The sequence below is a fragment of the Photobacterium sp. R1 genome (assembly GCF_054600795.1).
In genome coordinates this window covers 30377-55342 of the sequence record NZ_BAAHZP010000005.1, presented here as the reverse complement: position 1 = coordinate 55342, position 24966 = coordinate 30377, and the positions used below count along the sequence as shown (strand labels likewise).

The 24966-nt window shown below is 47.5% G+C and carries 33 protein-coding genes; 5 read left to right on the top strand and 28 right to left on the bottom strand.

Features of this window, described 5'->3' with window-relative positions:
• Window positions 1–6: 6 nt before the first annotated feature.
• The 28 genes from ACYP03_RS09965 to flgB form a co-directional block, all read right to left on the bottom strand.
• Window positions 7–369, bottom strand: coding sequence for a GFA family protein (locus tag ACYP03_RS09965; protein WP_459779514.1), 363 nt, complete (start codon window positions 367–369; stop codon window positions 7–9).
• Window positions 370–639: 270 nt separating this feature from the next.
• Window positions 640–858 carry a VF530 family protein gene (locus tag ACYP03_RS09960; protein ID WP_459779513.1) on the bottom strand — a complete coding sequence of 73 codons (219 nt, stop codon included), beginning with the start codon at window positions 856–858 and terminating at the stop codon, window positions 640–642.
• A gap of 173 nt (window positions 859–1031) precedes the next feature.
• Window positions 1032–1385, bottom strand: coding sequence for a DUF1428 domain-containing protein (locus tag ACYP03_RS09955; protein WP_459779512.1), 354 nt, complete (start codon window positions 1383–1385; stop codon window positions 1032–1034).
• Between the two features lie 25 nt (window positions 1386–1410).
• Window positions 1411–1800, bottom strand: a complete 390-nt coding sequence (locus ACYP03_RS09950) for a YciI family protein (protein ID WP_330959641.1) — start codon at window positions 1798–1800, stop codon at window positions 1411–1413.
• A gap of 33 nt (window positions 1801–1833) precedes the next feature.
• On the bottom strand, window positions 1834–2688 hold the full coding sequence (locus ACYP03_RS09945; RefSeq protein WP_330959642.1) for a YciI family protein: 855 nt from the start codon (window positions 2686–2688) through the stop codon (window positions 1834–1836).
• Window positions 2689–2807: 119 nt separating this feature from the next.
• Window positions 2808–4085, bottom strand: coding sequence for an RNA polymerase sigma factor (locus ACYP03_RS09940; protein ID WP_459779510.1), 1278 nt, complete (start codon window positions 4083–4085; stop codon window positions 2808–2810).
• A gap of 69 nt (window positions 4086–4154) precedes the next feature.
• Window positions 4155–4610: a GNAT family N-acetyltransferase gene (locus ACYP03_RS09935; protein ID WP_248139841.1), complete on the bottom strand. Its 456-nt coding sequence runs from the start codon at window positions 4608–4610 to the stop codon at window positions 4155–4157.
• 66 nt (window positions 4611–4676) lie between these two features.
• Entirely contained in the window at window positions 4677–5156 is a 480-nt protein-coding gene (locus tag ACYP03_RS09930) for a GFA family protein (RefSeq protein ID WP_459779508.1), read from the bottom strand.
• A gap of 218 nt (window positions 5157–5374) precedes the next feature.
• Window positions 5375–5911 carry an RNA 2'-phosphotransferase gene (locus ACYP03_RS09925; protein ID WP_459779505.1) on the bottom strand — a complete coding sequence of 179 codons (537 nt, stop codon included), beginning with the start codon at window positions 5909–5911 and terminating at the stop codon, window positions 5375–5377.
• A 480-nt stretch (window positions 5912–6391) separates the two neighbouring features.
• Window positions 6392–6628 (bottom strand): hypothetical protein, encoded by a 237-nt coding sequence (locus tag ACYP03_RS09920; protein WP_459779503.1) that lies wholly within the window; start codon window positions 6626–6628, stop codon window positions 6392–6394.
• Window positions 6629–6841: 213 nt separating this feature from the next.
• Window positions 6842–7090, bottom strand: a complete 249-nt coding sequence (locus tag ACYP03_RS09915; protein WP_248139833.1) for a DUF3297 family protein — start codon at window positions 7088–7090, stop codon at window positions 6842–6844.
• A 457-nt stretch (window positions 7091–7547) separates the two neighbouring features.
• Entirely contained in the window at window positions 7548–8135 is a 588-nt protein-coding gene (locus ACYP03_RS09910) for a hypothetical protein (protein ID WP_459779501.1), read from the bottom strand.
• A 752-nt stretch (window positions 8136–8887) separates the two neighbouring features.
• Complete coding sequence (locus ACYP03_RS09905; protein WP_248139829.1) at window positions 8888–9154, bottom strand: hypothetical protein; 267 nt, start codon at window positions 9152–9154, stop codon at window positions 8888–8890.
• A gap of 72 nt (window positions 9155–9226) precedes the next feature.
• On the bottom strand, window positions 9227–9571 hold the full coding sequence (locus tag ACYP03_RS09900) for a hypothetical protein (protein WP_459779498.1): 345 nt from the start codon (window positions 9569–9571) through the stop codon (window positions 9227–9229).
• 308 nt (window positions 9572–9879) lie between these two features.
• Window positions 9880–10434: a zf-TFIIB domain-containing protein gene (locus tag ACYP03_RS09895; RefSeq protein ID WP_459779496.1), complete on the bottom strand. Its 555-nt coding sequence runs from the start codon at window positions 10432–10434 to the stop codon at window positions 9880–9882.
• Between the two features lie 83 nt (window positions 10435–10517).
• Window positions 10518–10871, bottom strand: a complete 354-nt coding sequence (locus tag ACYP03_RS09890; protein WP_459779494.1) for a DUF805 domain-containing protein — start codon at window positions 10869–10871, stop codon at window positions 10518–10520.
• Window positions 10872–11153: 282 nt separating this feature from the next.
• Window positions 11154–12188, bottom strand: coding sequence for a flagellin (locus ACYP03_RS09885; RefSeq protein WP_248139824.1), 1035 nt, complete (start codon window positions 12186–12188; stop codon window positions 11154–11156).
• A 15-nt stretch (window positions 12189–12203) separates the two neighbouring features.
• A complete protein-coding gene (gene flgL / locus ACYP03_RS09880; RefSeq protein WP_248139823.1) occupies window positions 12204–13103 on the bottom strand; it encodes a flagellar hook-associated protein FlgL in 900 nt (299 codons plus the stop codon).
• A 10-nt stretch (window positions 13104–13113) separates the two neighbouring features.
• Entirely contained in the window at window positions 13114–14487 is a 1374-nt protein-coding gene (gene flgK / locus ACYP03_RS09875) for a flagellar hook-associated protein FlgK (RefSeq protein WP_248139822.1), read from the bottom strand.
• Entirely contained in the window at window positions 14487–15008 is a 522-nt protein-coding gene (locus ACYP03_RS09870; protein WP_248139821.1) for a rod-binding protein, read from the bottom strand. Before ACYP03_RS09870 ends, flgK begins: the two co-directional genes overlap by 1 nt.
• 21 nt (window positions 15009–15029) lie before the next feature.
• Window positions 15030–16151 (bottom strand): flagellar basal body P-ring protein FlgI, encoded by a 1122-nt coding sequence (locus ACYP03_RS09865; RefSeq protein WP_248139820.1) that lies wholly within the window; start codon window positions 16149–16151, stop codon window positions 15030–15032.
• Complete coding sequence (flgH, locus tag ACYP03_RS09860; protein ID WP_459779489.1) at window positions 16151–16813, bottom strand: flagellar basal body L-ring protein FlgH; 663 nt, start codon at window positions 16811–16813, stop codon at window positions 16151–16153. The genes ACYP03_RS09865 and flgH overlap by 1 nt, the downstream gene beginning before the upstream one ends.
• A 23-nt stretch (window positions 16814–16836) precedes the next feature.
• Window positions 16837–17622 (bottom strand): flagellar basal-body rod protein FlgG, encoded by a 786-nt coding sequence (flgG, locus tag ACYP03_RS09855; RefSeq protein WP_248139818.1) that lies wholly within the window; start codon window positions 17620–17622, stop codon window positions 16837–16839.
• A gap of 17 nt (window positions 17623–17639) precedes the next feature.
• Entirely contained in the window at window positions 17640–18371 is a 732-nt protein-coding gene (gene flgF / locus ACYP03_RS09850) for a flagellar basal-body rod protein FlgF (RefSeq protein ID WP_248139817.1), read from the bottom strand.
• Window positions 18372–18381: 10 nt separating this feature from the next.
• Window positions 18382–19569, bottom strand: coding sequence for a flagellar hook protein FlgE (gene flgE / locus ACYP03_RS09845; RefSeq protein ID WP_248139816.1), 1188 nt, complete (start codon window positions 19567–19569; stop codon window positions 18382–18384).
• 26 nt (window positions 19570–19595) lie between these two features.
• Window positions 19596–20279, bottom strand: coding sequence for a flagellar hook assembly protein FlgD (flgD, locus tag ACYP03_RS09840; RefSeq protein WP_248139815.1), 684 nt, complete (start codon window positions 20277–20279; stop codon window positions 19596–19598).
• Window positions 20276–20713, bottom strand: coding sequence for a flagellar basal body rod protein FlgC (gene flgC / locus ACYP03_RS09835; RefSeq protein WP_248139814.1), 438 nt, complete (start codon window positions 20711–20713; stop codon window positions 20276–20278). The genes flgD and flgC overlap by 4 nt, the downstream gene beginning before the upstream one ends.
• Before the next feature lie 5 nt (window positions 20714–20718).
• Window positions 20719–21078, bottom strand: a complete 360-nt coding sequence (gene flgB / locus ACYP03_RS09830; RefSeq protein ID WP_248139813.1) for a flagellar basal body rod protein FlgB — start codon at window positions 21076–21078, stop codon at window positions 20719–20721.
• Between the two features lie 177 nt (window positions 21079–21255).
• Here flgB and flgA point away from each other — a divergent pair, with 177 nt between their 5' ends.
• From flgA to ACYP03_RS09805, 5 genes are all read left to right on the top strand, one after another.
• Complete coding sequence (flgA, locus tag ACYP03_RS09825) at window positions 21256–21966, top strand: flagellar basal body P-ring formation chaperone FlgA (protein WP_459779484.1); 711 nt, start codon at window positions 21256–21258, stop codon at window positions 21964–21966.
• Between the two features lie 91 nt (window positions 21967–22057).
• Window positions 22058–22339 (top strand): flagellar biosynthesis anti-sigma factor FlgM, encoded by a 282-nt coding sequence (gene flgM / locus ACYP03_RS09820; RefSeq protein ID WP_248139811.1) that lies wholly within the window; start codon window positions 22058–22060, stop codon window positions 22337–22339.
• Between the two features lie 7 nt (window positions 22340–22346).
• Entirely contained in the window at window positions 22347–22778 is a 432-nt protein-coding gene (gene flgN / locus ACYP03_RS09815) for a flagellar protein FlgN (protein WP_248139810.1), read from the top strand.
• Window position 22779: 1 nt separating this feature from the next.
• On the top strand, window positions 22780–23553 hold the full coding sequence (locus ACYP03_RS09810; protein ID WP_459779481.1) for a lytic transglycosylase domain-containing protein: 774 nt from the start codon (window positions 22780–22782) through the stop codon (window positions 23551–23553).
• A 172-nt stretch (window positions 23554–23725) separates the two neighbouring features.
• Complete coding sequence (locus ACYP03_RS09805) at window positions 23726–24922, top strand: amino acid ABC transporter substrate-binding protein (RefSeq protein WP_459779478.1); 1197 nt, start codon at window positions 23726–23728, stop codon at window positions 24920–24922.
• Window positions 24923–24966: the final 44 nt, after the last annotated feature.

Sequence of the window (24966 nt, the reverse complement as noted above, 5' to 3'; positions counted from 1 at the left end):
TCTCAGTTATTCATCCAGGAATTTCCAGCTATCTGCGCCATCAAAATGGCGTACATGCACAGACGATGTCACTGCCATTGGAAACATATGATAATTCACTGCGACCCGATCACTTTGAGCTTTCGGTGTTGATGTGTAATGCGTCATACAGCCACAGTTTTGACAGCGGTGGAACGAAATGTAGCGGTCCCGGTGTTCATAACTTTCAAGACCAGATTTGCCAACAGTGATTTCAACTTCTGACTCTGTAAAATAACCCCATAATGCAGCATATCGACGACAAACAGAGCAATTACAGCGTGTCGCTGTTTTCGTTAAATGACTAATTTTTAATTGTACATTGCCGCAATGGCATTCTCCGGTATACATCGTTGAAACTCCTTTTCACTTCAGACGCGATGTTGATATCGCATGGCTTAGTCACCATACCTTCAACAACTTCAGAAAAATATGCCTGAATAACACTTTCTAAAACAGGAACTCAAAAATATGGGACAACAAAAGGCATCATTCATCGTCAAAACAAGATTTGCTCCGAAACTACGTCCGGAGCAATATTCCAGTTCCCATCAGAAGCACATCAGCAACCGTGACAAATCGTAATACTCATCGCCGATAGCATGATGCTATTTCAATTCCTTAATGAAATGTATTGATGTACAAGGTCTCGGTCTTGTCTCTTGCCCATTGGGTTTTGCGCAGGAACTTCAGCGATGACTTGATGGAAGGATCGTTATAAAAACAGTTGATGTTGATTTTGTCATATAACCCATCCCAACCGTAATGTTTGACCAAACGGGTTAGCACCTTCTCAAGTGTTAATCCATGTAAAGGGTTATTGGGTTGCTGTTGGCTCATTGAGTCATTTCCAGGCTAGTTTCAGGTGCCTTCCCCGTGTTCAGAGTTGGCTGCAGGACCAGAATTCTACCAGAGAACGTCAACTTGCCTAGTCTGACGATGAATGAGTTCAGAAAAGGTCTGAACTCATTCGTGGATATCTGCTTGCTTTCCCATTTAAAGTTCAGCTGAAACTAACAATCGACGATGGTTTCAAAACCACCATAAATCAGGCGCTTCCCGTCAAAAGGCATGGGATTTTCTTTCGGGTCACAGAATGGGTCTTTCATGAACTTCGCCATACCTTCATCCCGTGCCGCTTTTGACGGCCACTGAATCCATGAAAACACCACAGTTTCATTCTGCTTACACTGAACCGCCAACGGAAATGAAGTCACTTCTCCGTCCGGTACATCATTTCCCCAGGTTTCCACTACACGCTCAGCACCGTACTTTTTGAATAACTGCGCGGCCGCTTCAGCATGCTGCTGATATTCGTCTCGTTTATCTGTCGGCACAGCACAAACGAAGCCATCTACATAACTCATGGTGATTCTCCTCTGCAAATGATGCTCACCGAACATCTGCGTCTTGATAACCCACATTATTTTCTGCCTGAAGCTCGCGTACCGGCCGGATTTCAACGCTGCCATAGCGTGCCGGCGGAATTTTACTCGCCACCTGAATCGCTTCATTCAGATCCCGGACATCCAGCAAATAAAAGCCAGCCAACTGCTCTTTAGTTTCGGCAAACGGTCCGTCCGTGATGTCAATCTTGCCATTCCGGACACGCAACGTCGTTGCAGTCTGGGTAGAAAGCAGCGCCTCACCGCCAATCATATAGTCCCGGGAACGCAGAGATTCACCGCAATCCATGCACTCCCGATTCAGCGAATCCCATTCGGCTTGCGTCAGTGATTTCATTTGAGACTCGTCGTAATACACCAAAGCCACATATTTCATGACAGCCACACTCCTTGTTTGAGTTGAAAAAGTTTACTGCGGGTTGGTGTCGCTGCCTGGCAGCATCACCATCCAGCCAATACCAAACTTATCCGTCACCTGACCATACAAAGGTGACCAAAAGGTTTTCTCAAGCGGCATCCGCACAGATCCACCATCAGCCAGCGCATCAAACACCCGGCGCGCTTCGTCTTCAGAATCAATCGTCAACGTCAGGTTAAACCCGGTAAAAGGCCCTTCATCACCGCAACCATCTGAAGCGAAAATTTTCATATCCCCGATCCTAAACTCACAGTGCATGACCTTCTCTTCAAAGCCCGGAGGTAACATCCCCTCAGGTATCGGGTCAGGACTTTCATTGAACCGGAACATCAAACCAACACTGGCACCCAGATGCTTCTGATAATATTCAAGCGCTTCGTCACAACGCCCGGAAAAAAACAGATAGCAGTTCGACTGAGCTTTTTGCATCGAAAGTGTTTGCCGTAATTTGTCTTCCTGCTCCCGAACCGAACCATCAGAATCGATCCCGGCAAAATCATCCATTTCAAAATAAGGACGGATTTCAATGTCAGAGGCTTCTTCCATCGGATTCGGGCATTTTTTCACCCACGCGATCGCGTCTTCCATTGAGCGCACATTCCACACCCAATAACCGGCCACGAGTTCATTCGTTTCCGCAAAAGGCCCCTTCGTTACGGAACGATCTCGTCCATCGAAACGCACCCGAACACCTTCACTGCTGGGCTTCAATCCTTCGCCAGCCTCCATAATGCCTGCTTTGACCAGGGTTTCATTAAAATCACCCATTGCCTGCAATAACGCCTGACTTGGCATTTTACCGGCTTCCGAACTTTCGCTTGCTTTCACGATGACCATGACTTTCATTGTGCTTCTCCAATATGTGTGGATTCAAATGAATTTCAGAGCACTCCTTTCTGCTCTCTACACAATAGTCGAGTGGAGATTCGTGAAATCGACAGCGCGTGAAAAAAAATTTCACTTTTTTATTTCGATGAGGAAAGTTCCGCCAGTTTACGCTTGAGAATACGTTGCTCAGGAACTTGCTGGGTCAGGCTCAAAGCGTGTTCAAATGCCGCAATCGCCTCTTGATTTCGACCGGCCCGACTCAACAATTCTCCGTAGGTCGCATAAGTCAGATGATATTGTTGCAGGACTTTTTGCGCCAGCAGACGCTCAACTAAAACCAGACCAGCCTGAGGCCCCTCACACATCGCCACAGCAACGGCCTGGTTCAGTTCAATCACGGGAGATGGTGCGACCTGAAGCAGCAAAGAATAAAGTGACACGATTTGCTGCCAGTCCGTGCTGTCAGCATCCGGCGCTTGAGCATGGACGGCAGCGATTGCAGCCTGAATCGTGTAGTAACCAAAATCTCGGGTCCCCAGAGCGCTCTGGACCAATGCTATCCCCTCCTGAATCAGAGATGCATCCCATAAGGTTCGATCCTGCGCTTCAAGCAGAACGATGTCGCCATCCGAATCCGTTCTGGCTGGCCGACGGGATTCGGTGAGCAGCATCAGTGCCAGTAAACCAGAGACTTCAGCATCCGGTAACAAAGACAGCATTAAACGCGCCAAGCGAATCGCTTCTGCCGTCAGCTCGCACCGTATCACATGCTCCCCCGCAGAGGCGGAGTACCCTTCGTTATAAACCAGATAAATCACAGACAGTGCAGACTCAATTCTGTCCGGCAGTTCACTTTGAGACGGGATTTGAAAGGGGATCCGGGCATCACGGATTTTGGCTTTCCCTCGCACAATGCGTTGCGCCATTGTGGATGGTGTTGTCAGAAAGGCGCTGGCAATTTCTTCCGTGGTTAAGCCGCAGACTTCCCGGAGTGTCAGCGCAACCTGCACTTTAGGATCAATCGCCGGGTGACAGCAGGTAAAAATCAGACGCAGCTGATCGTCTTCAATCACATCGGCATCCGGTTCGCGCGAGTCTTCGCTGCTTTTGGATATCACGGGTGAATCGATCGGGGATTCGAGCAGTTCTGAAAGAATCTCACCCTGGCGTTTCTGACGGCGCAAATAATCAATCGCTTTGAAGCGGCCTGCAGAAACCAGCCAGGCACTGGGGTTGTCCGGAATTCCTTCCTGTCGCCACTGCGTCAGCGCGGCACTGAAAGCATCATGAAGTGCCTCTTCCGCAAGTTCAAAATCGCCCAGCAATCGAATTAAGGTTGCATACACTTTACGGGCTTGATTGCGGTACAAATCATCAATTTCTTTTTGTACCCGATCATTACTGTCATTCGTCATCCATTTATCTTCCTTGCGATACAACGAACGATGATGCAAGCGCCTCGATTTCAATGGTGTACAGGCATCTCAAAGCACCATCTGATAAATCCGGCTCGCCTCTCCATGAAGATCATAGCCGTCTTCGATTCGTTGCCAGCCAAATTTTTCATACAAACCATCATGTCCGGTTGTGAGATATAACTTTTCATATCCCATTGTTTTTACAATTGCTTTGGCATGTTCAAAAATTCTCCCGGATAAGCGTTGTCCCCGATGCTCAGGGGAAACATACACACTCGAGAGCCAGGGATATAAATCATGCCGGCTGATAAAGTCATTCATGATCAGACCAAAGCATCCCACGATCTCTTGCCCACAGAGCAGTAAAAAGAACTGCGGAATGCGCTTCATATCTTTCTCTGAGTTCGAAATTGCATCAGCATAGAAAGCATAATTATCTGGCCCGCCCCAAATCGCGTGGATATAGTTGATGCCTTCCACCAGGCCGCCAGTGTGGTCATGTATACAAACAATCTTGTACATTTCAGACTCCGATGAAGACGGACATCTGACTATGGTCATTCAGGAACCTTAAGTTTTTCTTATCCTTCACTTTTCTGGCCAGTCGGTTGTCTCATGGTCAGGATGCTGACGGTTTGACACTTTTATGGCAAGAAATCCATCGGGATCATTGTCTTCAGTTGTCCCGTAATCTTTGAGCTCACGAAGCTGGTCAACCTGTGGAAGTCGATTCTCCATACCTAACTGAAATTTCAACGGGATTTTCTTCGGTTCATCGAAGGAACCAATTGAGAGTGAAATATGCTTATTCTTGTCATGTTTAAAAAATAGTGGCGTCCCACAGTTTGAACAGAACCCACGCTCGACAAATTCAGAACTCCTGAACACGGAAGGCTGCCCCCGAGTCCAGGAAAAATCTGATAATGGGACACCGACTAAAGCGGCGAAAAAATTCCCCACTGCTTTTTGACACATCCGGCAATGACAAACATGCGGGTTGTTTAATAGGCTGTGTGCAACAAATCTGATTTTGCCGCACTGACATCCACCGAATAATGCTTCAGACATGAAATCTTCTCCCTGATTTTATCTAACGTCTTAGTATAAGCTACATCTCGAAAAATCAAACCGGGAGATTTAAATTATTACATCAGAACCCTTGACGATAATTGGCATACAGAATCAGGTAGAACCATACAAAAACACACAGACTTAACAAGATGGATGTACACATAAAGCATCACAGAAATAATCAATTCACATGAAAAACCATTTCTGACTATAATTTAAATCTGTTCTAAGTATTCTGCTGGAACAATATCTGTCAGCCATACATTGTTATATGTTTTATAGAATAAAAATCCATCTGTATGCATTCGTTCAGAATCAATTTTGAATATAACTGGTTTGCCGTATCGTTTGCCAACAGTCTCAGAGATTTCAATAGACTCAGTTAGATGTACATGATGTCTTTCGCCTTTCACTAGTCCGTGGTTAAATATTGAGCTCACATTTTGCTCAGCTGTTCCATGAAAAAGTTGGCCAGGAGGCTCTGTGGCGGTGAGATCCAAGTCAACTTTAATCGTGTGTCCCTGATTTGCCCGGATTTTTGTACCCGTTTCATCAATCACGAATCGACGCTTGTCATTTGTTGCAACAACAAATTCTAATAGTTCTTTGGACAACTGTATATCTTGAGAAAGTCTGATTAAATCGTCAATCGAAGCCCAACCATTACGGTCAAGAACTAAAGCAATTGATTCTGGTTTATGTCGTAGAATGAAACTCAAGTACTTTGATATCTTTGTAATTTCTTTATTCATGAATCTCTTCACTCGAATAATATCTGTATAAATCTTTGGAAATTTTCTTTTAAAGTCATAGAAAATTGAAAAACTTAACAGAAGCATCTCTTCTGAAAGGATTTACTATCGATTAACAATAGTCATTTTTAGTAAAACCAGATGCTAATATTTGCTGAGATGTCGCTGGATTAGCATCTTCAATTTTCTCACCACAATTAGGACAAGTAAATTCTGACTTACATACAGTGAATAGGCGCATAGCATAAAAAGTATGGTATTCATCACATTGTAGATAAACTGTTCGACATTGCGTGCAAGAAATGAAGACTAATCCAGATTGGCCCTCACATAAAGGACAATATCCATGCTGTGTCGAGAGATACCATACTGGCTGATTTATTTTCATTAATTTTCATTCATCAATACATATTTGGCAATATCATAAGCAGTAGTTAATACCTGTCCTTTACTTGGACAATCACTCGGAATAACTTCAATCTATTGTACTTCAAGGTCACCACCATATTGTTCATTGGCAATTTTCACCCCAGAAATAACTTCTTCTATATATTGATTGAGATCAAAATTCAACTTCGCATCAACGTTATCTGCAGTAATTATTTTTATAACAGCGACACCTTTTGCTAATGTCTGACCAAATTTAATTGATACCAGAACCCAATTGGATCCTGTAATGTTCGGCTTTCGATAATGGATACTTTTTTGTATATTCATATAACATGTAAATAACATTTAATGTAAATTAATTCATCACTGCACATATTCTCCGAGAAAGGAATTAACCATAGAAAGAATGTTGTGAATATTTTTAAAACGTTATATTTATTTGTGGAATGTAAAACCTGATTGCGAGAAAATGATTTAAAGAATAGTACATAGAGCCTGATAAAACTCTATGTACTTTATTGAGCAGTTAAAGGTGCAACATTACTTGTAGAATGCTTCGACTTCACCTTTCAGCTTGATCAGCATCGGTTGGCCCCAACGGTCTTTCGCTTTCGGTGATGCGATTTTCACCCAGCCTTCACTGATGCAGTATTCTTCAACATCGGTACGTTCTTTACCATTTAAACGAATGCCAATCGCGTGTTCAAAGCACTCTGCCACATAATGCGGGCTGCGCGGGTTACCTGCCAGATGATCTGGTAAAGCTGGTTTCGAGTTGTTGTCGCTCATCATAATGACCTGATAATAGTTATCAAAAGGTGCATTCTAGACAAGTAGCACCATTGGCTCAACTGTTCTAGCTGACAACAAAGCTCGATTAAGCTTTTGATCCTAGCCGTAAATGCAACATAGAGCATAAGGTAGATCATGGAACTCACTCTCCTACGCCAATTTACATACCAAAAACTGCCAGCTCTTATTGGATATGTCTCCAACACGTGTTGACATAACTCATAAAAAACATCAGACATTTCAGAACTATTGTGTAAGCGTTCATGTTATCCGCATGCTGCAAAGTCCTGTTGTTGAGAACGCTTTTCAACGTATACTGGCTATGCCTCTCAAGTAATGACCATGTAATACATCAGAATAATAGTTTTGACTTCATGATCTATTTTATTCACCGTATTTTATCATGAAAAAATAAACATTTCAGTCATTACCATTTATGGATTCTTTAACAAACTCAATCAAATACTTTTGATAAATATGGTTCCAACGCGCCTGGTGTCATGGAATATGCAGAGTAATATGTATCACTTCCAAAATCTTTACTATGTAAATACCATTCCCCAGAAAAAAGACCCATTAGTACTTTCGAAACTTGGTATAACTTTATAAGCATGAATATAGCCACCAAGACAAAAATAAAATAAACTGGCGAAAGCATTATTAATTCATTATTTTCATAAACATTTATACCTGACAATACTGTCAAACCAAATATAATCATAGCCTTTGGTAAAATCATCAATAAATATTTCCTTCTGAGTTCTTGCTCACTCTTACAATGTAAATTGAATAAAGAGCTTCTTGACTCGGTAATGGGAATACCATGGATATTAATATTCCAACGAGTTTCAGAAGTTTCTACTAATGTAGTCTCATCTTTTTTCCAACCATCAATTGCAATAGAAACAACAATAGCATATATCAACTTTACGACGATTAGGTAAATCAACATCGCTTGCGCATTCAAAGCAGCCCCAACACATGCCAAACCTATTGAGAATAAATGAATAATTGGTCCAAACATTATTTTTTTGTCACTCATAATATACCACAAATATTTTATTCAAATGAAAAATTGAGAACGTCGCATTAAAAAACATCTTACTCTTTTCTTATTCCGGACTTCATCATTTCCAATCAGGCAGATAAAATATCGAGTTAAGATAAGTTTTTCCATGAAAAATGAATTTTTAAACCCAATAATTAATTGATATTTCCACCTCTATAATCGATATCACCTTGAGCAAGCATGAATAATTTGCTTCTGTAAGTCATATTCTTCAAACTAAACTGCAAACAGATAGCTTACCATTATTCAAACTGACTCATATATTCGGGCAAGACTACTTTGTTCCAACATTTTGTCTAATAGCATTCCCCCTTCGGTTAAATATGTTCAATGCCATATGCAAGCCGGGCACAGTCACACAAGCACGCTACCGCCCCTGACAATCAAATCTCGTGTCAGAAAATATGTTCAATTAGCAGACAATATAGGCGGATAGCAGCACGGTATTACTAAACGTATTTATTTAATTTATGAATCTGTGCTGGAATACAAAGTGACAATCATAAGAAAGAGAATTGAACCGTTGAAATGACCAATGTGACAATGCCAGAGCTGATTCAACCTTGTAAGCAATGCTTTAAATCCCCCATCGAATTGATATTAAAAGTTATCGTAACCTAACAGAAAAAAGAAAGGGCACCACGATGCTTGATTGTTGCATCACGGCGCCCTTTCTCAGTTTCTGACTTGAAATCAGTACATCAATCAGTACAGGAAAATTTCTGTTATTCCTCGACAAACTCTACTTTACCTTGAATGACACCTTGCAGGATCAGCACACCACGAATCACAGCGATCGCCATAATCAATGACATCACACCACTACAAGCAGCCAGGACATAGATGAGCATGCGCTCATCTGAGAAGTCATTCGCATTGGCTTCTAAAATATGGTTATAAGAAACTCTGCCTAGAATAAAACTCATTAAAAATGGAATCAGCAGGCTGAGTTTAAACTTTTCACGGGTGACTTTTTTGACTTCATCTGACATTGTACTACTATCCTAATCAATGACTCATTGGGGACCAATTTACTTTATTTGGAGTGAATTTTACGCCGTTTCCTATCTGGTATCGCCTGATTCAGGAGGAGTGATGATTCCAGCCTTTGCTTGGGTTTCTTTATTTTTTGAAAGTCGTCTCATGACGTGCAACCCAACGCTGGAAAAAATAACAAAAAATAGAGTTGATAACTCAAGAATCTGAATATAGGCAAAAATAGCTTGAATTTTGGAGTACTCGATCATTCCAACATATGGAAGATAATAATAATTTTTATAAAAGTAAAAAGCAGAAGATATTAAAAATGAAATTATGATTGAAAAAAACACATTCACATACTGAGAAGCAGAAATATTCTGACGCCGAATAACAAAACACATCATCGGTACAAAAATTAATGCCGTCATGAATCTACTATATATTCCATACATCACACCTAATGAAAATAAGGCGTCTGATTCTCTCATACTCGCGTATAGCCAATCGTATATTGATAACTCTATAGTCAGAGAAACATAAATAGGAACCAGAAAACTCGAAAAAAAACCATATTCACAGAATATAAGAAACAACAAGGAAAACCCGATCCCGATCAAAAAAGATTTCGATGACTGATTCATTCATTATTCCTTTAGACTCAACTCATTAAAATGGTAACAAGAAAGAAAAAAGCGGGCGTCAATCACTCCCACTTTTTCTTCTGTTCTCGAAAAAATCACTTCTCGGCAGAATACGGATCTTCCGCCAGAAGATAAGCGCGCAAATCTGCTTTTTGTGGTTGCTGTTGCAGCCACTCGCGAAACGCTTTCACTTTGGCGTAATTGTCTTCACCGAATTTATCTTTATAAATATCGCTGAAATTTTGTTTGGTGCTCTGTTCGCGGATCTGGTGCTGCCATTGCTTCGTCACGACCGCATTCAAAGTTCCCGCTAAACCTTCGCTTTTCAGCAGCTCCCATTCGCCACGGTCGAGCCACAACCCGCCCACCGCTGCACTGTAATCAACCCGGTGATCGTTCTGAGCAGAAATCCGGAATTTATTCATAATTGTGCCGGTGACCGGGCACAACAATGCTTTCTTCGTGTCAGCAGCTTCTTGCTCGAAACTGATATCATCTGAAAACTGATAGTCCGGATTTCTGTCTTTCCAGGCGACGAAATCTTCAATTAAAATCCAGTTCCCCTCACAGCCCGAACAGGTATGGACTCTGAACTGGCCTTCAATAAAACTGGGATTCAAAGTTCCTTGTTTACAACTTGTACACTTCATTTTATTTCCTTCATGATGCGGTCAATATAATGAGTTGCCCGCCTCAGCAGCATCACAACCGTTTTATTTCACAGAGATTCAACTCAGGCAGTGATACCTTTCGGGTTCGGTCCGAAATCGTTGTTACCTGGTGTACTGTCTACAACCATGAAATATAGACCAGCGATGGTGCCAATCACAGGAACAAGTGTAAACAGAATCCACCAGCCGCTACGATTGCTGTCATGTAAGCGACGAATGGTCACGGCTAAAGACGGCGGGAATATAATGAGTGAATAAAACACGAAAAGTACATCAGCCGTCTCAGTCAGGACACCAATCACGGCCAGCACAATATTCACGACTATATTTGTCAGCCAGAACATCCAATATTCTTCGCGGCGTGCTCTGCCGGAAAAATTCACGTAATTTTTAATTACATTCATATAATTTGTCATACCAACTAACCTTTATGATTGATTCAATTTACAATCGTGAGTTTTTTGAACTGAGCCGATGAATGTGCAATCAAACACCGTACACACTGTGTTATAGGCGACACGTCTTCAGCTTTATTAACCTTTTCTGAATTAGAATCTGGGCAGGCAGAAAAGACACCATTCAGACCTCACAAGAACAGGCTGATTCAGGTGGGTGGTAGAGATAAAAAAACGGCCTGCATTGCAGACCGTTTTGAATCGGAAGTTTTATTTCCGCTTCCGGGTGTTTCAGTAACACCGCTACTTCAGCAGTGCGACGACCGTATGACGATGGACATTCGCCTGAGCGGTTACCACCTGATAGGTTGCGGCAAACGAACGGTTGCTCCGGATCGTTTGAAGCTTCTCGTCAATATGATCTGTACTTTGAACCGCCATCGCTTTGCCGACTTTGCTGTCGACATCCGCCTGAAAGTTTCTGAGCTGATCCAACCCTTTCTGTACCTGTTGCAACCCCTGATTGACCTGACGCATGGTGTGACGGATTTGTTCCCCGTCAGCCAGCTTCAGCGCCATATTTTCAATGCCCTGCGGTTCAGGTTGCAGTTTAATCCGGTTGGGTTGCCCGGCCGGGTAACGATGCCCTTGGCCGCTGATGGTTACATGATTGCCAATCGCCTGAAAATCGGAATGACGTGCAGAAAAAATCACCTCGCCTTTATCGGTCGCGGCTGCACGTAAACCCAGAGGGATCACGGCTTTGTCGATCATCTGTGACAACTGACGATCAGTCTTCGTCGCATCCATGGTCAGCAAGGCGGTGCCTCGGTCCGGAATGCTCAGTTGCAGCTGCTCGCTTTGCTGGCGCTGACGCACCAGGTTCAGTCCGTTTACCGTAAAGCTTTGCGTCGGTTCACCCTTCGACTGAAATTCAAGCTGCGTATTCAGAACACGATCACCGTCAAAGCGGCTGCCATTCAGCGTCTGATTGACATTGTTCTGATGGCGCTGGAGCTGATCGATACGTCCCTGCGTGACAGCCGTTGAGCTGCCCAGCATCTGCGTCAGGATTTTTTTCATTCCTTGCAGATCACGGCCGACACTCACCAGGCCCTGATACGCAATTTGCCCGCGTGTTAGCTGCTGCTGTCCCTGAGAAAAAAGTTCGCTGGCTGTCGCGTACCCATTCTGGACCACAGCCGGACGCGCAGCAGGCTGATATTCCTGTATCGCGGAAACAGTTCCACCGGCCGGAGCCGGTGGTGCAATCGTTGCTTTGTCATTTTTCAGCAGAGATACCGACTGTTGCCGGATCTCTGCAGTAGAGTTCACCATAGTGTTCTCTCTTCCTTATAAGCGATCGAATAATGACAGATCGTTAATTTTGGTAAAGCTGGCCTGAGTCGCCTGCAGCGCAGACAAATAATTGCTCAGTCGCACAGAGGCTTCCGCGTAATCCAGATTTTTCAGATCACCTTCAACCTTGTCGACGAACAACTTGTTATCCGCATGGCCATCGGACATCAGATCCAGGTTGTTATGACGACCACCCATGTCGGTCATTGCGCCCAGCACATTCCCGTAGGTGTCATCGATCGCAGCCAGAGTCGCATCCACTTCCGTGCGGAAGTTTGCAGTCGGTGCCTGGAACTCAGCGATCAGATCATCAATCTTCTGGAAAACCGTCGCACCACCGCCTAAATTCAGCAGCTCCTGAGCGGTCACGTTTGATTCCATGGTCACGCCTTTCGCAACAGTCACCAGACGTTTGTCAGTGTTGCCGTTCAGCGTATAACCCGCACCGGTATCGGTCAGCGCCTGAGTACTGGTCAGGGTACCTGAAAACAGGTAAATCCCTTCTTCATCCTGTGCATTAAAGGTGGCAATCATGCCATCTTTCAGGCTTTCCATCTCAGAGATAATGCCTTGGCGATCTGCGGTTGTCATGGTGCCGTTTGCACCCCATAGCACAAGATCACGTAAACTCCTCAAACTTTCACTGGAGGTGCTTAAATACGCTTCCTGGCTTGACAGCGTGGTCTTCACGTTGGCGATGTTGTCCTGATACTGAATCAGGGCACTGCCTTCGCGGTTCAGGTTCAGCATTTTGATGGAATCGATTGGGTCATCCGACAGTTTGGTCAGACGGTCGCCAGTCGACATTTGCTGCATCACTTCGCCCAGACCAACGTTATTTTTGTTCAGGCTGGCGAGCATCATCTGGCTGAATTGAGTATCACTGATACGCATGAGTCATTCCTTAAAACATTGCGAGCACGGTATCGAACAGATTGTTCGCAGTACTGATTACCTTCATATTCGCCTGATAAGCATTGGCGAAGACCATCAGGTTCGCAGCTTCTTCATCACTGTTCACTGAGCTCAGGTTTTCTTTCACGGCAATAGCCTGTGAATTCAGGCTATCCGCTGCCTTGGCGTCTGAAGACACCTGACGGGCTTTAATCGCGGTATCGCCAACCATTGAAGTAAAGGCATCGCTGATAGAAGTATTGCCGTAACCTGTCACCGCAAAAGTCTGGTTACTCAGGCCGATCAGCGAGGTCAGTACATCACTGTTACCCGGTGTACCATCGGAAGACAGTGCCAACTCATCTGGCTGCAGCGTTGTAATTTTCAGGCTCGAAGACGGGCTGGTCGGATCGTAGGCAAACAGTGGCTGACCCGCGTTACCGTTCAGGTCCTGACCCGTGGCCAGCGTATTGTTGAATGCATCTGCAATCGCAACCGCCATGTCATCCAGTGATTCGCGGAATGGCAGCAGTGTATCCACCTGATAGTCGCTGATCGCACCCAGCTCACCGCCAATATCACCGTTAATCGGGAAACGCTGACCGATAAAGTCAATTTCCATATCCGCCAGATACGGGTCTGTTGCGTCCGGAACGGCTTTCAGTTGCGAAGCCTGATCACCAATCACCAGCGGCTGACCGGATGCCAGCGTCACCTGCATGCTGCCATCCGGCTGCATATTGGTTTTAATCGACATCATTTCAGACAGCTGACCAATCAGCGCATCACGCTCATCCAGCAAGTGAGACGGGTTACCACTGGTCGCACTCATCTCGACGATACGTTTGTTCACATCTGCGATATTCACCAGCAGGCTGTTGCTTAGTTCAACGGCCGCAGTACGCTGATCGCTCAGGTCCTTATGCTGTGAATAATAGGACTCAGACAGCGTGTTAAAACGGCGTGTCAGCGCATCCGCTTCACTGATAATCTGCTGACGCAAAGGTGCAGACTCTGGCTTGACCGAAGCATCATTCAGCGCTGCATACAGGTTGTCTAAACCCATTGAGATATTGAAGCTGTCGGCACCCATAATGCTTTCCAGCTGTGACATATTGCTGAGATAGCGAGAGTTATATGAGGCCTGACTCTGAGTTGCCCAGGTTTGTTTCACAACAAATTCGTCAGACACGCGGCGAATACCGGTGACTTCCACCCCACGGCCAGCCGAGTTCGCCATTGGCGAACCCGGGCCGACCGCAGCATACATAGCCTGCTGACGGCTGTATCCCGGTGTGTTTACATTGGCAACGTTCTGCGCGGTAACGTCAAGTCCAGCACGGTTTGCATTCAAACCGGATAACGCAATATTGATAATACTCATTAAGATCCGCGCTCCATTTTCTTCGCATCAATCTTAGAAATTAGCGGCTGCTGAAATGCCATGCTGCTGATCGCAGAAGGGGATTTGCCAGCCTTCAACTGCTCTTGATTTATGGCGACCTGGCTTTGGTTGGCGTTAAACTTGCCCGTTGGCATCAAAGAAGCGTTATTGGCTGCAATTTGATCCCGGTTCAGTTTTGTATCCATTGCCTCTTTGGGTCCAAGCTGTTTGACCAGCATGTCTGCAATTCCGGCACTCTGGCGTTTCGCCATTTCCATCGCCATCTGGCCGTCATAAAAATCACGGAATACGCCCTGCTCCTTACTGGAGAAAGGGCTATCTTCCGCAGCCAGTACATCGCTGCTGCTCCGCATCTGGCGAAGAACCATCTGCAGGAACATCGCTTCAAACTGTCCGGCAACTTCATGCAAAGCCTGCTTTTTGTCAGCCTGATACTTCAGGCTGTTCACTGCACTGTTATCGTGATAAAGCATGGCATTTGCCTGACCATCAATTTTCATTGTGTCTCCTTCCCCGTCTGGTTAAATGACCACCAGCTCAGCATTCAGCGCGCCGGCTTCATGCAGTGCCTGCAGAATGGACATCAGATCATCCGGTGTTGCGCCCAGGCTGTTCACCGCATCGACAATCGTGCTCAGCTCAGTGCCTTCCGGCCAGATATACATCGGCGCTTCGTCCTGATTAATATCCACCAGTGAGTTATTCACCACTTTGGTTTCACCGTCGGCGAACGCATTCGGCTGACTGACCGCCTGCATTTCCCGGATGGTGACCGTCAGACTGCCGTGGCTCACAGCAGCTGCACTGACGGTGACATTTTTGCCCACCACCACAGTACCGGTGCGGGAGTTGAAGACCACACGCGCCGGACGGCGGCCTTCTTCAACCACCAGCTCTTCCAGCATCGACATAAAAGTAACGCGCTGCTGTGTATCCATTGGTGCCTGCACTTCAACCTTGGCTTTGTTGATGGCCGTTGCGACACCCGGACCAAATGTGCCGTTGACGGCACGGGCAATGTTCTTGGCCGTAGTAAAACTTGGCGTACGAAGGTTCAGGGTGATATTCGGCTTCTTGTTGAAGTCGGTCGGGATTTCACGTTCCAGCGTCGCACCATTCGGGATACGGCCAGTCGTCGGGGTATTGATGGTGACTTTCGAACCGCTCAGGCCCTCAGCACTCGCACCACCGACAATCACGTTACCCTGCGCCACCGCGTAGACTTCACCGTCAACACCACGCAGTGGCGTCAGCAGCAGCGTACCGCCACGCAGACTTTTCGCATCACCCAGCGACGACACAACAATATTCAGTTCCTGACCTTTACCTGCCATCGGATCGACAAATGCCGTCACACTGACGGAGGCAACGTTTTTCAGTTTCGGGTCTGTCCCTTCACTGATCTGAACGCCAAACTGACGCAGCATGTTCGTCACCGACTGGCTGGTGAATTTCACCTGGTTCCGGTCACCCGTACCATCGAGACCAACCACCAGACCGTAACCGACCAGCTGGTTGCCGCGAATGCCCTGCACATCGACCAGATCCATGATCGGCATGGCCGGCGACGCTTTGGCAGACACTGAATGTGCGCCCCACAGAGCCACGGCCACGAACAGTAAAATGATTTTGAAAGATTTCATCAGAACGGCATCCATGGACTGTTGAAGAATTGAGTGAGCCAGCCTGACGCGTTGCTGTCCGCCAGTGCGCCACTTCCGGAATAAGTAATGCGCGCATCACCAATCCGCAGTGAAGACACCTGGTTATTCCGGTTAATATCATCCACGCGGACAATCCCGGTCAGACGGATGAACTCGTCACCCTGATTCAGACGCAGCCATTTTTCACCGCGAATCCGTAGCACACCGTTCGGCAGCACTTCATTCACCGTCACGGTAATCGCACCCGTGAGCTTATTGCCCTGTGAGCTTTGTGCGGAACCGTCGAACCCCCGGCTTGCATCAATGCTTGCACCAAGGTTTGTCGCGGTAAAGTTGCCGATCACAGGTGCCGTGATGCCCACTTCCGAATCTTTTGAATATTTGGTGTCTGCTTTCTTGCTCGACTGCGTCTCTTCATCCAGCATGATCGTCAGAATGTCACCAACCCGATAAGCACGACGGTCCTGAAACAACGTCATCATGTAGTTGTTCCGGTACAGGCTGCCGTCAGTCGCTTGCGGCAGAGAGTAATCCAGTACCGGTGGCGCGAAAGCTTCATCATCTGGTTTCGGTGTTGTGAATTCAGGGCGCAATGTGCACCCTGTCAGTAACACCATGAGAAATGGAGTCAGCCACTTCATAGGATTTCCTTTCGGTGTAAGCATTAGATGGACTGTGCGACGAACTTCAGCATGTCATCAGCCGCAGATACGACCTTGGCGTTCATTTCATAAGCACGTTGCGTTGTGATCATATCGACCATTTCTTCCACAACCTGTACGTTTGAACCTTCCAGAGCGCCCTGCTTAATGGTGCCTGCGCCATCCAGACCCGGAACCAGTTCATCTGGCTGGCCGCTGGCTTCTGTCTGGCGATACAGGTTTCCGCCCAGTGCTTCCAGACCGGCCGGGTTCACAAACTGCGCCAGCGTGATCTGACCCAGTTCCTGTGGGGTCGCATCACCAGCAACCTGCGCTGAAACCGTACCATCCACAGCAATGCTGATTCGGGTGGCCGTGTCCGGGATTTCGATTTGCGGAACCAGAGGCAGACCCTGAGTGTTCACAATCAGACCTTCAGAGTTCACGTGGAACTGACCGTTCCGGCTGTACATCACCTCACCGTCAGAGTTTTCAATCTGGAAGAAACCGCCGCCCAGAATGGCCATATCCAGCTCCTGGCTGGTATTTGAGGTGTTCCCCTGTGTGAAGACTTTCTGAGTACCGACAACGCGGACACCACTACCCAGCTGAACACCGGTCGGCAGTTCATTGACCTGATCAACCGGCGCACCTGGCTGACGCTGAATGGTGTAGAACAAATCTTCAAACACCACGCGGTCGCGTTTGAAGCCAACTGTATTTACGTTTGCCAGGTTGTTCGAAATGGCGGTCATCTTGGTGTCTTGTGCCGCCATACCTGTTTTACTGACCCATAATGCAGAGTGCATGAGAGTTCTCCTTATTCTTAGCCGTTGCGCAGCAGACGGTTACCAGCCTGAGCGAGTTTTTCTGCGGTTTTCATCATCCGCACCTGCATTTCAAAATTACGTGTCAGTGACATCACACTGACCAGCTCATCAATCGCGGAAACGTTACTGCCTTCCAGATGTTCCGGTGCCAGTCGCACTGTGGCATCTGCTGCGAAGTTGTTTCCGTCACGCGCCTGAAGGAGGCCGTTATTGATTTTCTGAACGGTATTGATTTCCGGTTTCACCAGCTTGATCTGACCGACGGCCAGTTCCGCACCGCCACCTGGCGGGATCACGGAAACCATACCCGTTTCGCTGACTTCAATGCTCTGGTACTCAGGCACGACAATCGGGTTACCCTCAGCCATCACCGGGAAGCCATTGATGGTCAGGTTGCCTTCCTGATCCAGTTTCATGTTACCGGCGCGGGTATACGCTTCTGTTCCGTCCGGAAGCTGCACCGTCATGAAACCATCGCCATTGATCGCGATATCCAGTTTACGGCCGGTTTTCACCATGTCGCCCGCATCAAAACGCGTGGAAGCCGAGTTGGTGACTACCATGGTGCTGCCGTCAAAGCCATGCCCTTTCACGGCATAGCTTCTTGCTCTTTCCATGTCAGCACGGAAACCTGTGGTGTCAGCATTCGACAAGTTGTTCGAGCGCACTTGCTGTGCGCTCAGAACCCGGCTGGCGCCACTGGTTGCTGTGTATAACAAACTATCCATGACCTAACCCTTAAATCGCGTTGAACAGCGCCTGAGTCAGCTGCTCAGTGGTCGAGATCGTCTTGGCATTTGCCTGATAGTTACGCTGAGCTGTCATCAGATTCACCAACTCACTGGTCAGATCCACGTTCGAACCTTCCAGCGCGCCAGGTGTCAGGCTGCCCAGAATACCGCTGCCAGGCTGGCCCGTGATTGGCGCACCAGAAGCGAAGCTTTGCTGCCAGCCGGTGTTGCTCACTTTCACCAGTGCCTGCGGGTTTGCGAAATCAGCCAGCATCACCTGACCTTGCAGCAGAGACTGACCATTGGTGTAAGTCGCATAAACCATGCCGTTGTCTTCAACACGAACACCCGTCAGTTCACCGGAAGAGTAACCATTCGGGTTGTTGGTGCTGGTTCCGAAATCGGCACCGAACTGCGTGGTACCCTGCAGGTCGATATCAACACTCATCGGGTCAGCACCCGCCGGGTTGAATGCAACGTTATAAGGCGCTGCCGGAGTCGCCATCGTACCGTCAGTATTGAATGTCACGGCCTGTGCTGCGCCTGGTGCGGCACCATCAACAGAAACGTGAATATCCCAGGCGTTTGCACCAGTCTTGACGAAGTACTGCGTCATGGTGTGCGGGTTACCCAGCGAGTCATAGACCTTCGTGGTGTAAGACGAGTTGTAGGTGTCGTGGTCTGCCATGTTGAATGGCGCAACTGCAGGAACATTGACGCGAGAGTCAAAGTTCGCAACAAAGTCGATACGGTCCGTTGCCTGTGCAGCCAGTGAAGCCGTCTTGATTTGCAGATCGCCAGTCGCACCGGATTGCAGGTTGTTGTTGGCATCAACGGTGTAACCCTGCAGCTTCATGCCGGTGTTGCTGGTGATGTAGTTGTCTTTGTCGGTATTGAACACACCAGAGCGGGTGTAAACCACCTGGCCTGAAGTATCTGTGGTCACAAAGAAACCGTTACCACCGATGGCCAGATCCAGAGAGCGGCCGGTACCGGACACAGAACCGTTTTTATCAAAGTTCTGGGAGATAGCAGCAACTTCCACACCACCGGCCTGAAGGCCGTTATAAACTGATGCGAACTCGGTACGGGACTGCTTAAAACCCGTGGTTGAAACGTTCGCAATGTTGTTACTGATGGTGTTCAGTTGTGTGTTGGTGGCACCCAGGCCACTCAGCGCGATATCAAAACTCATGTTATCCTCGTTATCCTGTATGAAAATCAGCTGCCGAACTGGCTAATCTGGTAGAAAGGAATACTGCCGACACCAGCAACGTTCACCAGGGCGGAGCCCCCGTTACTTGGCACGCGGACCTGTTCAACTTTGCCGGCCAGCAGCATGTTTGGCTGAGCCTGCCCTTTTTGCACTTCAACAGAAACGGTGTAGTCGCCTTTCGGTAACCCAAGCTTTTCTGCATCAATGGTAAAATCAACATCACCGGCACCATGCGCACCCAGCGGGACTTTCGTCTTACGACCATAAGCATCTTCCAGCACAAGGTTGACCTGGTTCGACGCATGCTCCAGTTCGATTTTTCCGCTCTGGACACTGTCTTCAGACAAAGTCATCTCGTTGGTTGCGACATACACGGTCTGACCGACCAGACCGGCCGTTGCCAGCACTTGCATGTTGTCCATCAGGACCATGCTGTTTTGCATCATCTTGGACATGTTCTCAGTACTCTGTACCTGTGAGAACTGTGCCAGCTGACCAACGTATTCCGTGCCGTCCAGCGGGTTCAGCGGATCCTGGTTCTGGATCTGCGCAACCATCAGCGTCAGAAATTCATTTTGCAGTGCATCGGCACTGTTCGCGCTGGCCGGGTTGGACTGAATGCCGCCGTTTGAACCCGTTGTTGTGGTTGGTGAATCACCGTTCAGCGCGGTGTATTGTGCGAGACTCATCGGCTACCTTCCCCCAGTCGCAGCAGACCCTGCTGCATACTTTTCACATTCGCCAGCACTTCGACATTGGTCTCGTAGCTGCGCGTCGCCGACATCATGTCTGCCATTTCTGCAACGACATCAATGCCCGGATAGAAGACGTAACCTTCATCGTTTGCCAGCGGGTTATTCGGCTCGAAACGTTTGTCGACTTTGCCTTCACTTTTCACAACATCCACAATGCGGACTTCCGCATTCGGATACACATCTTTGTCCGCAGACAACTGTGTCTGGCTGTAAACCGTGGCAAAAACAGGTTTCAGTGCCTTGTAAGCATCATTCGGATTGCTGGCGACTGCGTCGGCGTTCGCCAGGTTACTGGCCACCGTGTTCAGACGGACGGTTTGTGCCGTCATTGCAGAACCAGCGATTGAGTAGATATCCGTAAAAGCCATAGTGATTAACGACCCTCAATTGCTTTAGCCAGCCCGCTGAACTTCATATTCATGAAAGTCAGGCTGGTTTGAAAATCCATGTTGTTCTGGGCAAACTTGGCTTGCTCGACGCCCAGCTCAACGGTGTTACCGGTTTTACTGTTCTGGTATGGCACCCGGTATTTCGCGCTCACAGCCATTTCCGGTGGTGGTGTATCCACACGTGAGCTTGTGTTTTGCATCACGGTTTCAAACGCCAGGTCTCTGGCGAGATACCCAGGGGTATCGACATTTGCTAAGTTGCTTGCCAATACTTTGCTGCGCTGTACCCTGAAGTTAAGCGCATCAGGATGAACACCCAGCGCATTTTCAAAACTGATCGCCATTGTTGTTCCTTAAATTCGGTCACACTTACGCAGAATTCACGCAGTACCTATAAACAAGAAACATGCCAAATTTTTATGCCTTATTTTTCAGTTAGTTACAAAGAGGAAGGGAAGCGGAACTTCCGCTTTTCAGCAAGCAAGCGGAAATCGGGAAGCAGTATCCTGACCCGGAAAATGATGGTGTTCATCGCCAGTCTGATGCTGGCCCCGGGAGCGCTGGCCAGCGGCAAAGACAATCAGGATAAAACTGAGCTGGTCCGATGGGTGAAGACAAAAATCGAGCAAGAAATCGCCGGTTATGCAAACCGTCAGCGCTGGCCGGACTATAAAGCCGATATTGATATCAATGTGCCGTCAGCCGTGACACATCTTCCGGCCTGTCCAATCCCACTCTATATCAGTGCCGCGGATCAGCAGAACCTGCCTGTCGGTTATTTACGGCGTCAGGTGGAATGTCAGTCTGGTGATCAGCCGTGGAAACTGAACATCACGGTGCAGGTCAGCCTGCGCCTGCCGGTGATTGTGGCGACCACGCATATTCGCCGGGATACCAAACTGACAGCAGACATGCTCAAAACGCAAACCCTTACGCTCAGCCGTGCAGAGGCCTTTGCAACCCGTCCTGAAGAGGTACTCGGACAACGGACATTACGCAGATTCCGCAGCGGTCAGATCATCAGTCCGCTTCAGTTACAGCCCTTGTGGATGGTTGAAGAAGGCGAAAGTGTCATGATTATTGCAAGTAAAAATGGCATGGCCGCGAGCATGGCCGGTGAAGCGCTGCAAAATGGCGTTAAAGGTGAACAGATTTCTGTCCGCAATATCAGTTCTGGCAAGGTCATTCAGGCCATCGTTGTCGAACGCGGAAAAGTTGAAACTATTTTTTAATTTCCGGCGGAAGTGGTCGCCCTTCCCTATTAAGAAACATTTTTAACACTTTTTCTAAATTTAGCGGTAGTAAAGCGAGCAGGATCAGTTCATGAAAATTGACAAAGTATTTAATTCTCAAGTGGCGTCTTCAACACAGCGCCCATCCGGCCCGGCACAAGTAGAAACCGCAGGTAAAGCGAAAGGTCTTGAGCCGGTCATCAGCACCAGTAATCAGGTGATTGCCCAGGCACAGAAAGAGCTGGCTGAACTGCCAGAGATCGATATGGAAAAAGTTAGTGCAGTGAAAGCAGCACTGGCAAAAGGCGATCTGAAACTGGACATCGAAACTTTATCCAGCGCGATTCTTGAGTTCCATACCGGACACAAATGAGGTCGATATGAGTAAACAGCAGGTAGTGAAATCGCTGATTCAGGGCATCCGCCGAGATTTGCATGCTTATCAGCAGCTCGGACAACTGATGATCCGACAGCAAGCCAGTTATCTGCAATTTAATGGCGCAGCCCTGACTGAACTGGTCAGCCGGCAGGAGCCATTACTGTCCCAGTTGCAGCAGAGCGCAAAACAGCGCTCAGACATGCTGCTGTCGCTCGGCCTGCCGGGCGACAAACGCGGTATGGCAATTTTGCTGAAACGGCTGCCATCTCCGCTGAATATGAAGGTCCGCCAGAGCTGGCAACAACTGGAAACCCAAATCCAGTCCTGTCAGAAAACCAATCAGGTGAATGGCAATCTGTCGGCTTCGTACGGCGAAGTCCTCAGACAGCTCAAAGGTGAACCGGATTACGGGACAGCACTCATGCAAAATTAAGATGTACAAGACATCGAAAACCGGCCAAAGATTTCTGGCCGGTTTATGTTTATGGTTCACCTTGATTGTCATTCCGGGCAAAGTTCTCGCCAGCCCGGCGGTTACCCCTTTTTCTCTCAGCGCTGATGCCCTTCAGGCTCAGGTCGACCGTTTACTGCCCCATCGCAGAATCATTGAAAGCCATCTCCTGCGTCACCGTGACACCCTGATTGATATCGAAAAGGTACTCAAGCAGAAAGCGCTGCCAAAAAGTCTTGCGCTGCTCCCGATGATTGAATCGACCTTCCGGGTCGATGCAATATCCCACGCCAATGCTGCTGGCCTGTGGCAACTTATTCCGGCGACAGCAAAGCGATTTGGCCTGCAGGTTGAATCCGGCAACGATGAACGATTTGACGTCTCAAAAAGCACACAGGCTGCCACCTCTTATCTGGCTTTTCTGTATCAGAAATTTGATCAGAATCTGGCTCTCACTCTGGCTGCTTATAATGCCGGTGAAGGCCGCGTCGGCCGCGCCATCAAGCGAGCCGGCAGTCACCAGTTCACACAACTCACACTGCCGCAGGAAACCCGGGATTATGTCCACAAATTCCACGCTCTGCTGTCGGTGGTGGATCTGGATGCGCTCACCCGCCCGGCCGCAGACAATACTTCATTTTTATTGCTCGATGCCCGACGCCCTCCGACCGATCTGGAAACCCGTATCCTCACCGATCTGTTCGCAAAGCGTGAAGTCATTAATATGGCGCCGGTTCAGCCGCTGATCCCTTTGTAAACTATCATCACTTAATTTTCTGCAAATGGCAGAATTCAAAGCATTCTGAGCTTTATTGAGTCAATTCGCACATCTGTGAACGGTTCCTATACTGAAGATTGATATATTTGTTAATGCGCTGTTTGCAATGTCAGGCGTGCCGATTCAGACAGCATTATCAGAAGGACACGTTATGGCAAAGATGATTCAGACTTGTCTGGTGGGGACCTTGTGCCTGCTGCTTTTCACGGGATGTGACCGGGAGAGCGCTCAGGATAAAGCGTTAATCAAAGCACTCCAAAATAAAGTCGACATGCTCGAACAACAATTGGATGCGCAACCCGCAGGATCAAATCTGAATCTGGACGCAGAACGGGCAGACGAACTTGAAAAGGAAGTGAATACACTCAGAGAAAGGCTCAGCAAACAAATCAGCTTTTCTCCCACGCTGAAAAATATTCAGGAAAAGGGATATCTGGAATGTGGCGTGAGCACCGGTTTACCGGGGTTTTCCATGCCAAATCAAAAAGGCGAATGGCATGGATTAGATGTTGAATTTTGTCAGGCCCTCGCAGCAGCCACATTAGGCGATAAAAACAAAGTGAAGTTCATTCCGCTCAACGCACGCGAGCGTTTTAAAGCGCTGCAGAACGGTGACATTGATATTCTCTCCCGCAATACAACCTGGACACTCCAGCGCGACACTGCACTCGCCCTGAATTTCGCCGGTATTCTTTATTTTGACGGTCAGGGGTTCATGGTGAGGAAGTCATTAAACGCCAATACCGCAAAAGATTTATCCGGCGCCACCATCTGTGTCCAATCCGGGACGACGACTGAGCTGAATCTTGAAGATTACTTCAAGCTTAATCATCTGACATATACGCTGGTGCCGTTCGATACGGCCAAAGAAACAATTGATGGATTTGAAACAGGCCGCTGTGACGTACTGACTGCGGATCAGTCCGGGCTGTACGGCTTAAGACTGAATCTTAAAAAATCTGAAAATGCCGAGATCCTGCCTGACATCATCTCTAAAGAGCCCCTTGGCCCGGTTGTCCGTCAGGGCGATGATCAGTGGTTCAATATCGTGAAGTGGACGCTGAACGCCATGCTCAACGCTGAGGAAATGGGGATTAATTCTCAGAACATTGATGAAATGAAAAACAGTGATGTCCCGGCAGTCCGCCGTTTCTTAGGCTTAAATGGCACGCAGGGGAAAAGTCTGGGTCTCAATTCTGACTGGGCTTATCAGATTATCAAACAGGTCGGCAACTATGGCGAGAGCTTCGAGCGTACCGTTGGCGTTCATTCTCCGCTCCATATACAGCGGGCACAAAATAACCTCTGGACACAGGGCGGCCTGCATTATGCCCCGCCAATCCGTTGACACCTGAATGAAAACAGGTCAGCCCTGACGACGGTCAAACTTGT

Bases quoted from the DNA above. Each gene is read 5' to 3' on its own strand.
- flgD (WP_248139815.1), bottom strand. From the start codon at position 20,279: ATGAGTCTCGCACAATACACCGCGCTGAACGGTGATTCACCAACCACA.
- flgC (WP_248139814.1), bottom strand. From the start codon at position 20,713: ATGGCTTTTACGGATATCTACTCAATCGCTGGTTCTGCAATGACGGCA.
- ACYP03_RS09945 (WP_330959642.1), bottom strand. From the start codon at position 2,688: ATGAAAGTCATGGTCATCGTGAAAGCAAGCGAAAGTTCGGAAGCCGGT.
- ACYP03_RS09915 (WP_248139833.1), bottom strand. From the start codon at position 7,090: ATGAGCGACAACAACTCGAAACCAGCTTTACCAGATCATCTGGCAGGT.
- ACYP03_RS09805 (WP_459779478.1), top strand. From the start codon at position 23,726: ATGGCAAAGATGATTCAGACTTGTCTGGTGGGGACCTTGTGCCTGCTG.
- flgK (WP_248139822.1), bottom strand. From the start codon at position 14,487: ATGAGTATTATCAATATTGCGTTATCCGGTTTGAATGCAAACCGTGCT.
- ACYP03_RS09905 (WP_248139829.1), bottom strand. From the start codon at position 9,154: ATGTCAGATGAAGTCAAAAAAGTCACCCGTGAAAAGTTTAAACTCAGC.
- ACYP03_RS09895 (WP_459779496.1), bottom strand. From the start codon at position 10,434: ATGAAGTGTACAAGTTGTAAACAAGGAACTTTGAATCCCAGTTTTATT.
- ACYP03_RS09865 (WP_248139820.1), bottom strand. From the start codon at position 16,151: ATGAAATCTTTCAAAATCATTTTACTGTTCGTGGCCGTGGCTCTGTGG.
- flgL (WP_248139823.1), bottom strand. From the start codon at position 13,103: ATGCGTATCAGTGATACTCAATTCAGCCAGATGATGCTCGCCAGCCTG.
- ACYP03_RS09885 (WP_248139824.1), bottom strand. From the start codon at position 12,188: ATGGTGAACTCTACTGCAGAGATCCGGCAACAGTCGGTATCTCTGCTG.
- flgG (WP_248139818.1), bottom strand. From the start codon at position 17,622: ATGCACTCTGCATTATGGGTCAGTAAAACAGGTATGGCGGCACAAGAC.
- flgF (WP_248139817.1), bottom strand. From the start codon at position 18,371: ATGGATAGTTTGTTATACACAGCAACCAGTGGCGCCAGCCGGGTTCTG.
- flgN (WP_248139810.1), top strand. From the start codon at position 22,347: ATGAGTAAACAGCAGGTAGTGAAATCGCTGATTCAGGGCATCCGCCGA.
- ACYP03_RS09940 (WP_459779510.1), bottom strand. From the start codon at position 4,085: ATGACGAATGACAGTAATGATCGGGTACAAAAAGAAATTGATGATTTG.
- flgB (WP_248139813.1), bottom strand. From the start codon at position 21,078: ATGGCGATCAGTTTTGAAAATGCGCTGGGTGTTCATCCTGATGCGCTT.
- flgA (WP_459779484.1), top strand. From the start codon at position 21,256: ATGGTGTTCATCGCCAGTCTGATGCTGGCCCCGGGAGCGCTGGCCAGC.
- flgH (WP_459779489.1), bottom strand. From the start codon at position 16,813: ATGAAGTGGCTGACTCCATTTCTCATGGTGTTACTGACAGGGTGCACA.
- ACYP03_RS09870 (WP_248139821.1), bottom strand. From the start codon at position 15,008: ATGAAAATTGATGGTCAGGCAAATGCCATGCTTTATCACGATAACAGT.
- ACYP03_RS09950 (WP_330959641.1), bottom strand. From the start codon at position 1,800: ATGAAATATGTGGCTTTGGTGTATTACGACGAGTCTCAAATGAAATCA.
- ACYP03_RS09955 (WP_459779512.1), bottom strand. From the start codon at position 1,385: ATGAGTTATGTAGATGGCTTCGTTTGTGCTGTGCCGACAGATAAACGA.
- flgE (WP_248139816.1), bottom strand. From the start codon at position 19,569: ATGAGTTTTGATATCGCGCTGAGTGGCCTGGGTGCCACCAACACACAA.
- ACYP03_RS09925 (WP_459779505.1), bottom strand. From the start codon at position 5,911: ATGAATAAAGAAATTACAAAGATATCAAAGTACTTGAGTTTCATTCTA.
- ACYP03_RS09900 (WP_459779498.1), bottom strand. From the start codon at position 9,571: ATGACGGCATTAATTTTTGTACCGATGATGTGTTTTGTTATTCGGCGT.
- ACYP03_RS09920 (WP_459779503.1), bottom strand. From the start codon at position 6,628: ATGAATATACAAAAAAGTATCCATTATCGAAAGCCGAACATTACAGGA.
- ACYP03_RS09960 (WP_459779513.1), bottom strand. From the start codon at position 858: ATGAGCCAACAGCAACCCAATAACCCTTTACATGGATTAACACTTGAG.
- ACYP03_RS09890 (WP_459779494.1), bottom strand. From the start codon at position 10,871: ATGACAAATTATATGAATGTAATTAAAAATTACGTGAATTTTTCCGGC.
- ACYP03_RS09965 (WP_459779514.1), bottom strand. From the start codon at position 369: ATGTATACCGGAGAATGCCATTGCGGCAATGTACAATTAAAAATTAGT.
- ACYP03_RS09810 (WP_459779481.1), top strand. From the start codon at position 22,780: ATGTACAAGACATCGAAAACCGGCCAAAGATTTCTGGCCGGTTTATGT.
- ACYP03_RS09910 (WP_459779501.1), bottom strand. From the start codon at position 8,135: ATGAGTGACAAAAAAATAATGTTTGGACCAATTATTCATTTATTCTCA.
- ACYP03_RS09935 (WP_248139841.1), bottom strand. From the start codon at position 4,610: ATGTACAAGATTGTTTGTATACATGACCACACTGGCGGCCTGGTGGAA.
- flgM (WP_248139811.1), top strand. From the start codon at position 22,058: ATGAAAATTGACAAAGTATTTAATTCTCAAGTGGCGTCTTCAACACAG.
- ACYP03_RS09930 (WP_459779508.1), bottom strand. From the start codon at position 5,156: ATGTCTGAAGCATTATTCGGTGGATGTCAGTGCGGCAAAATCAGATTT.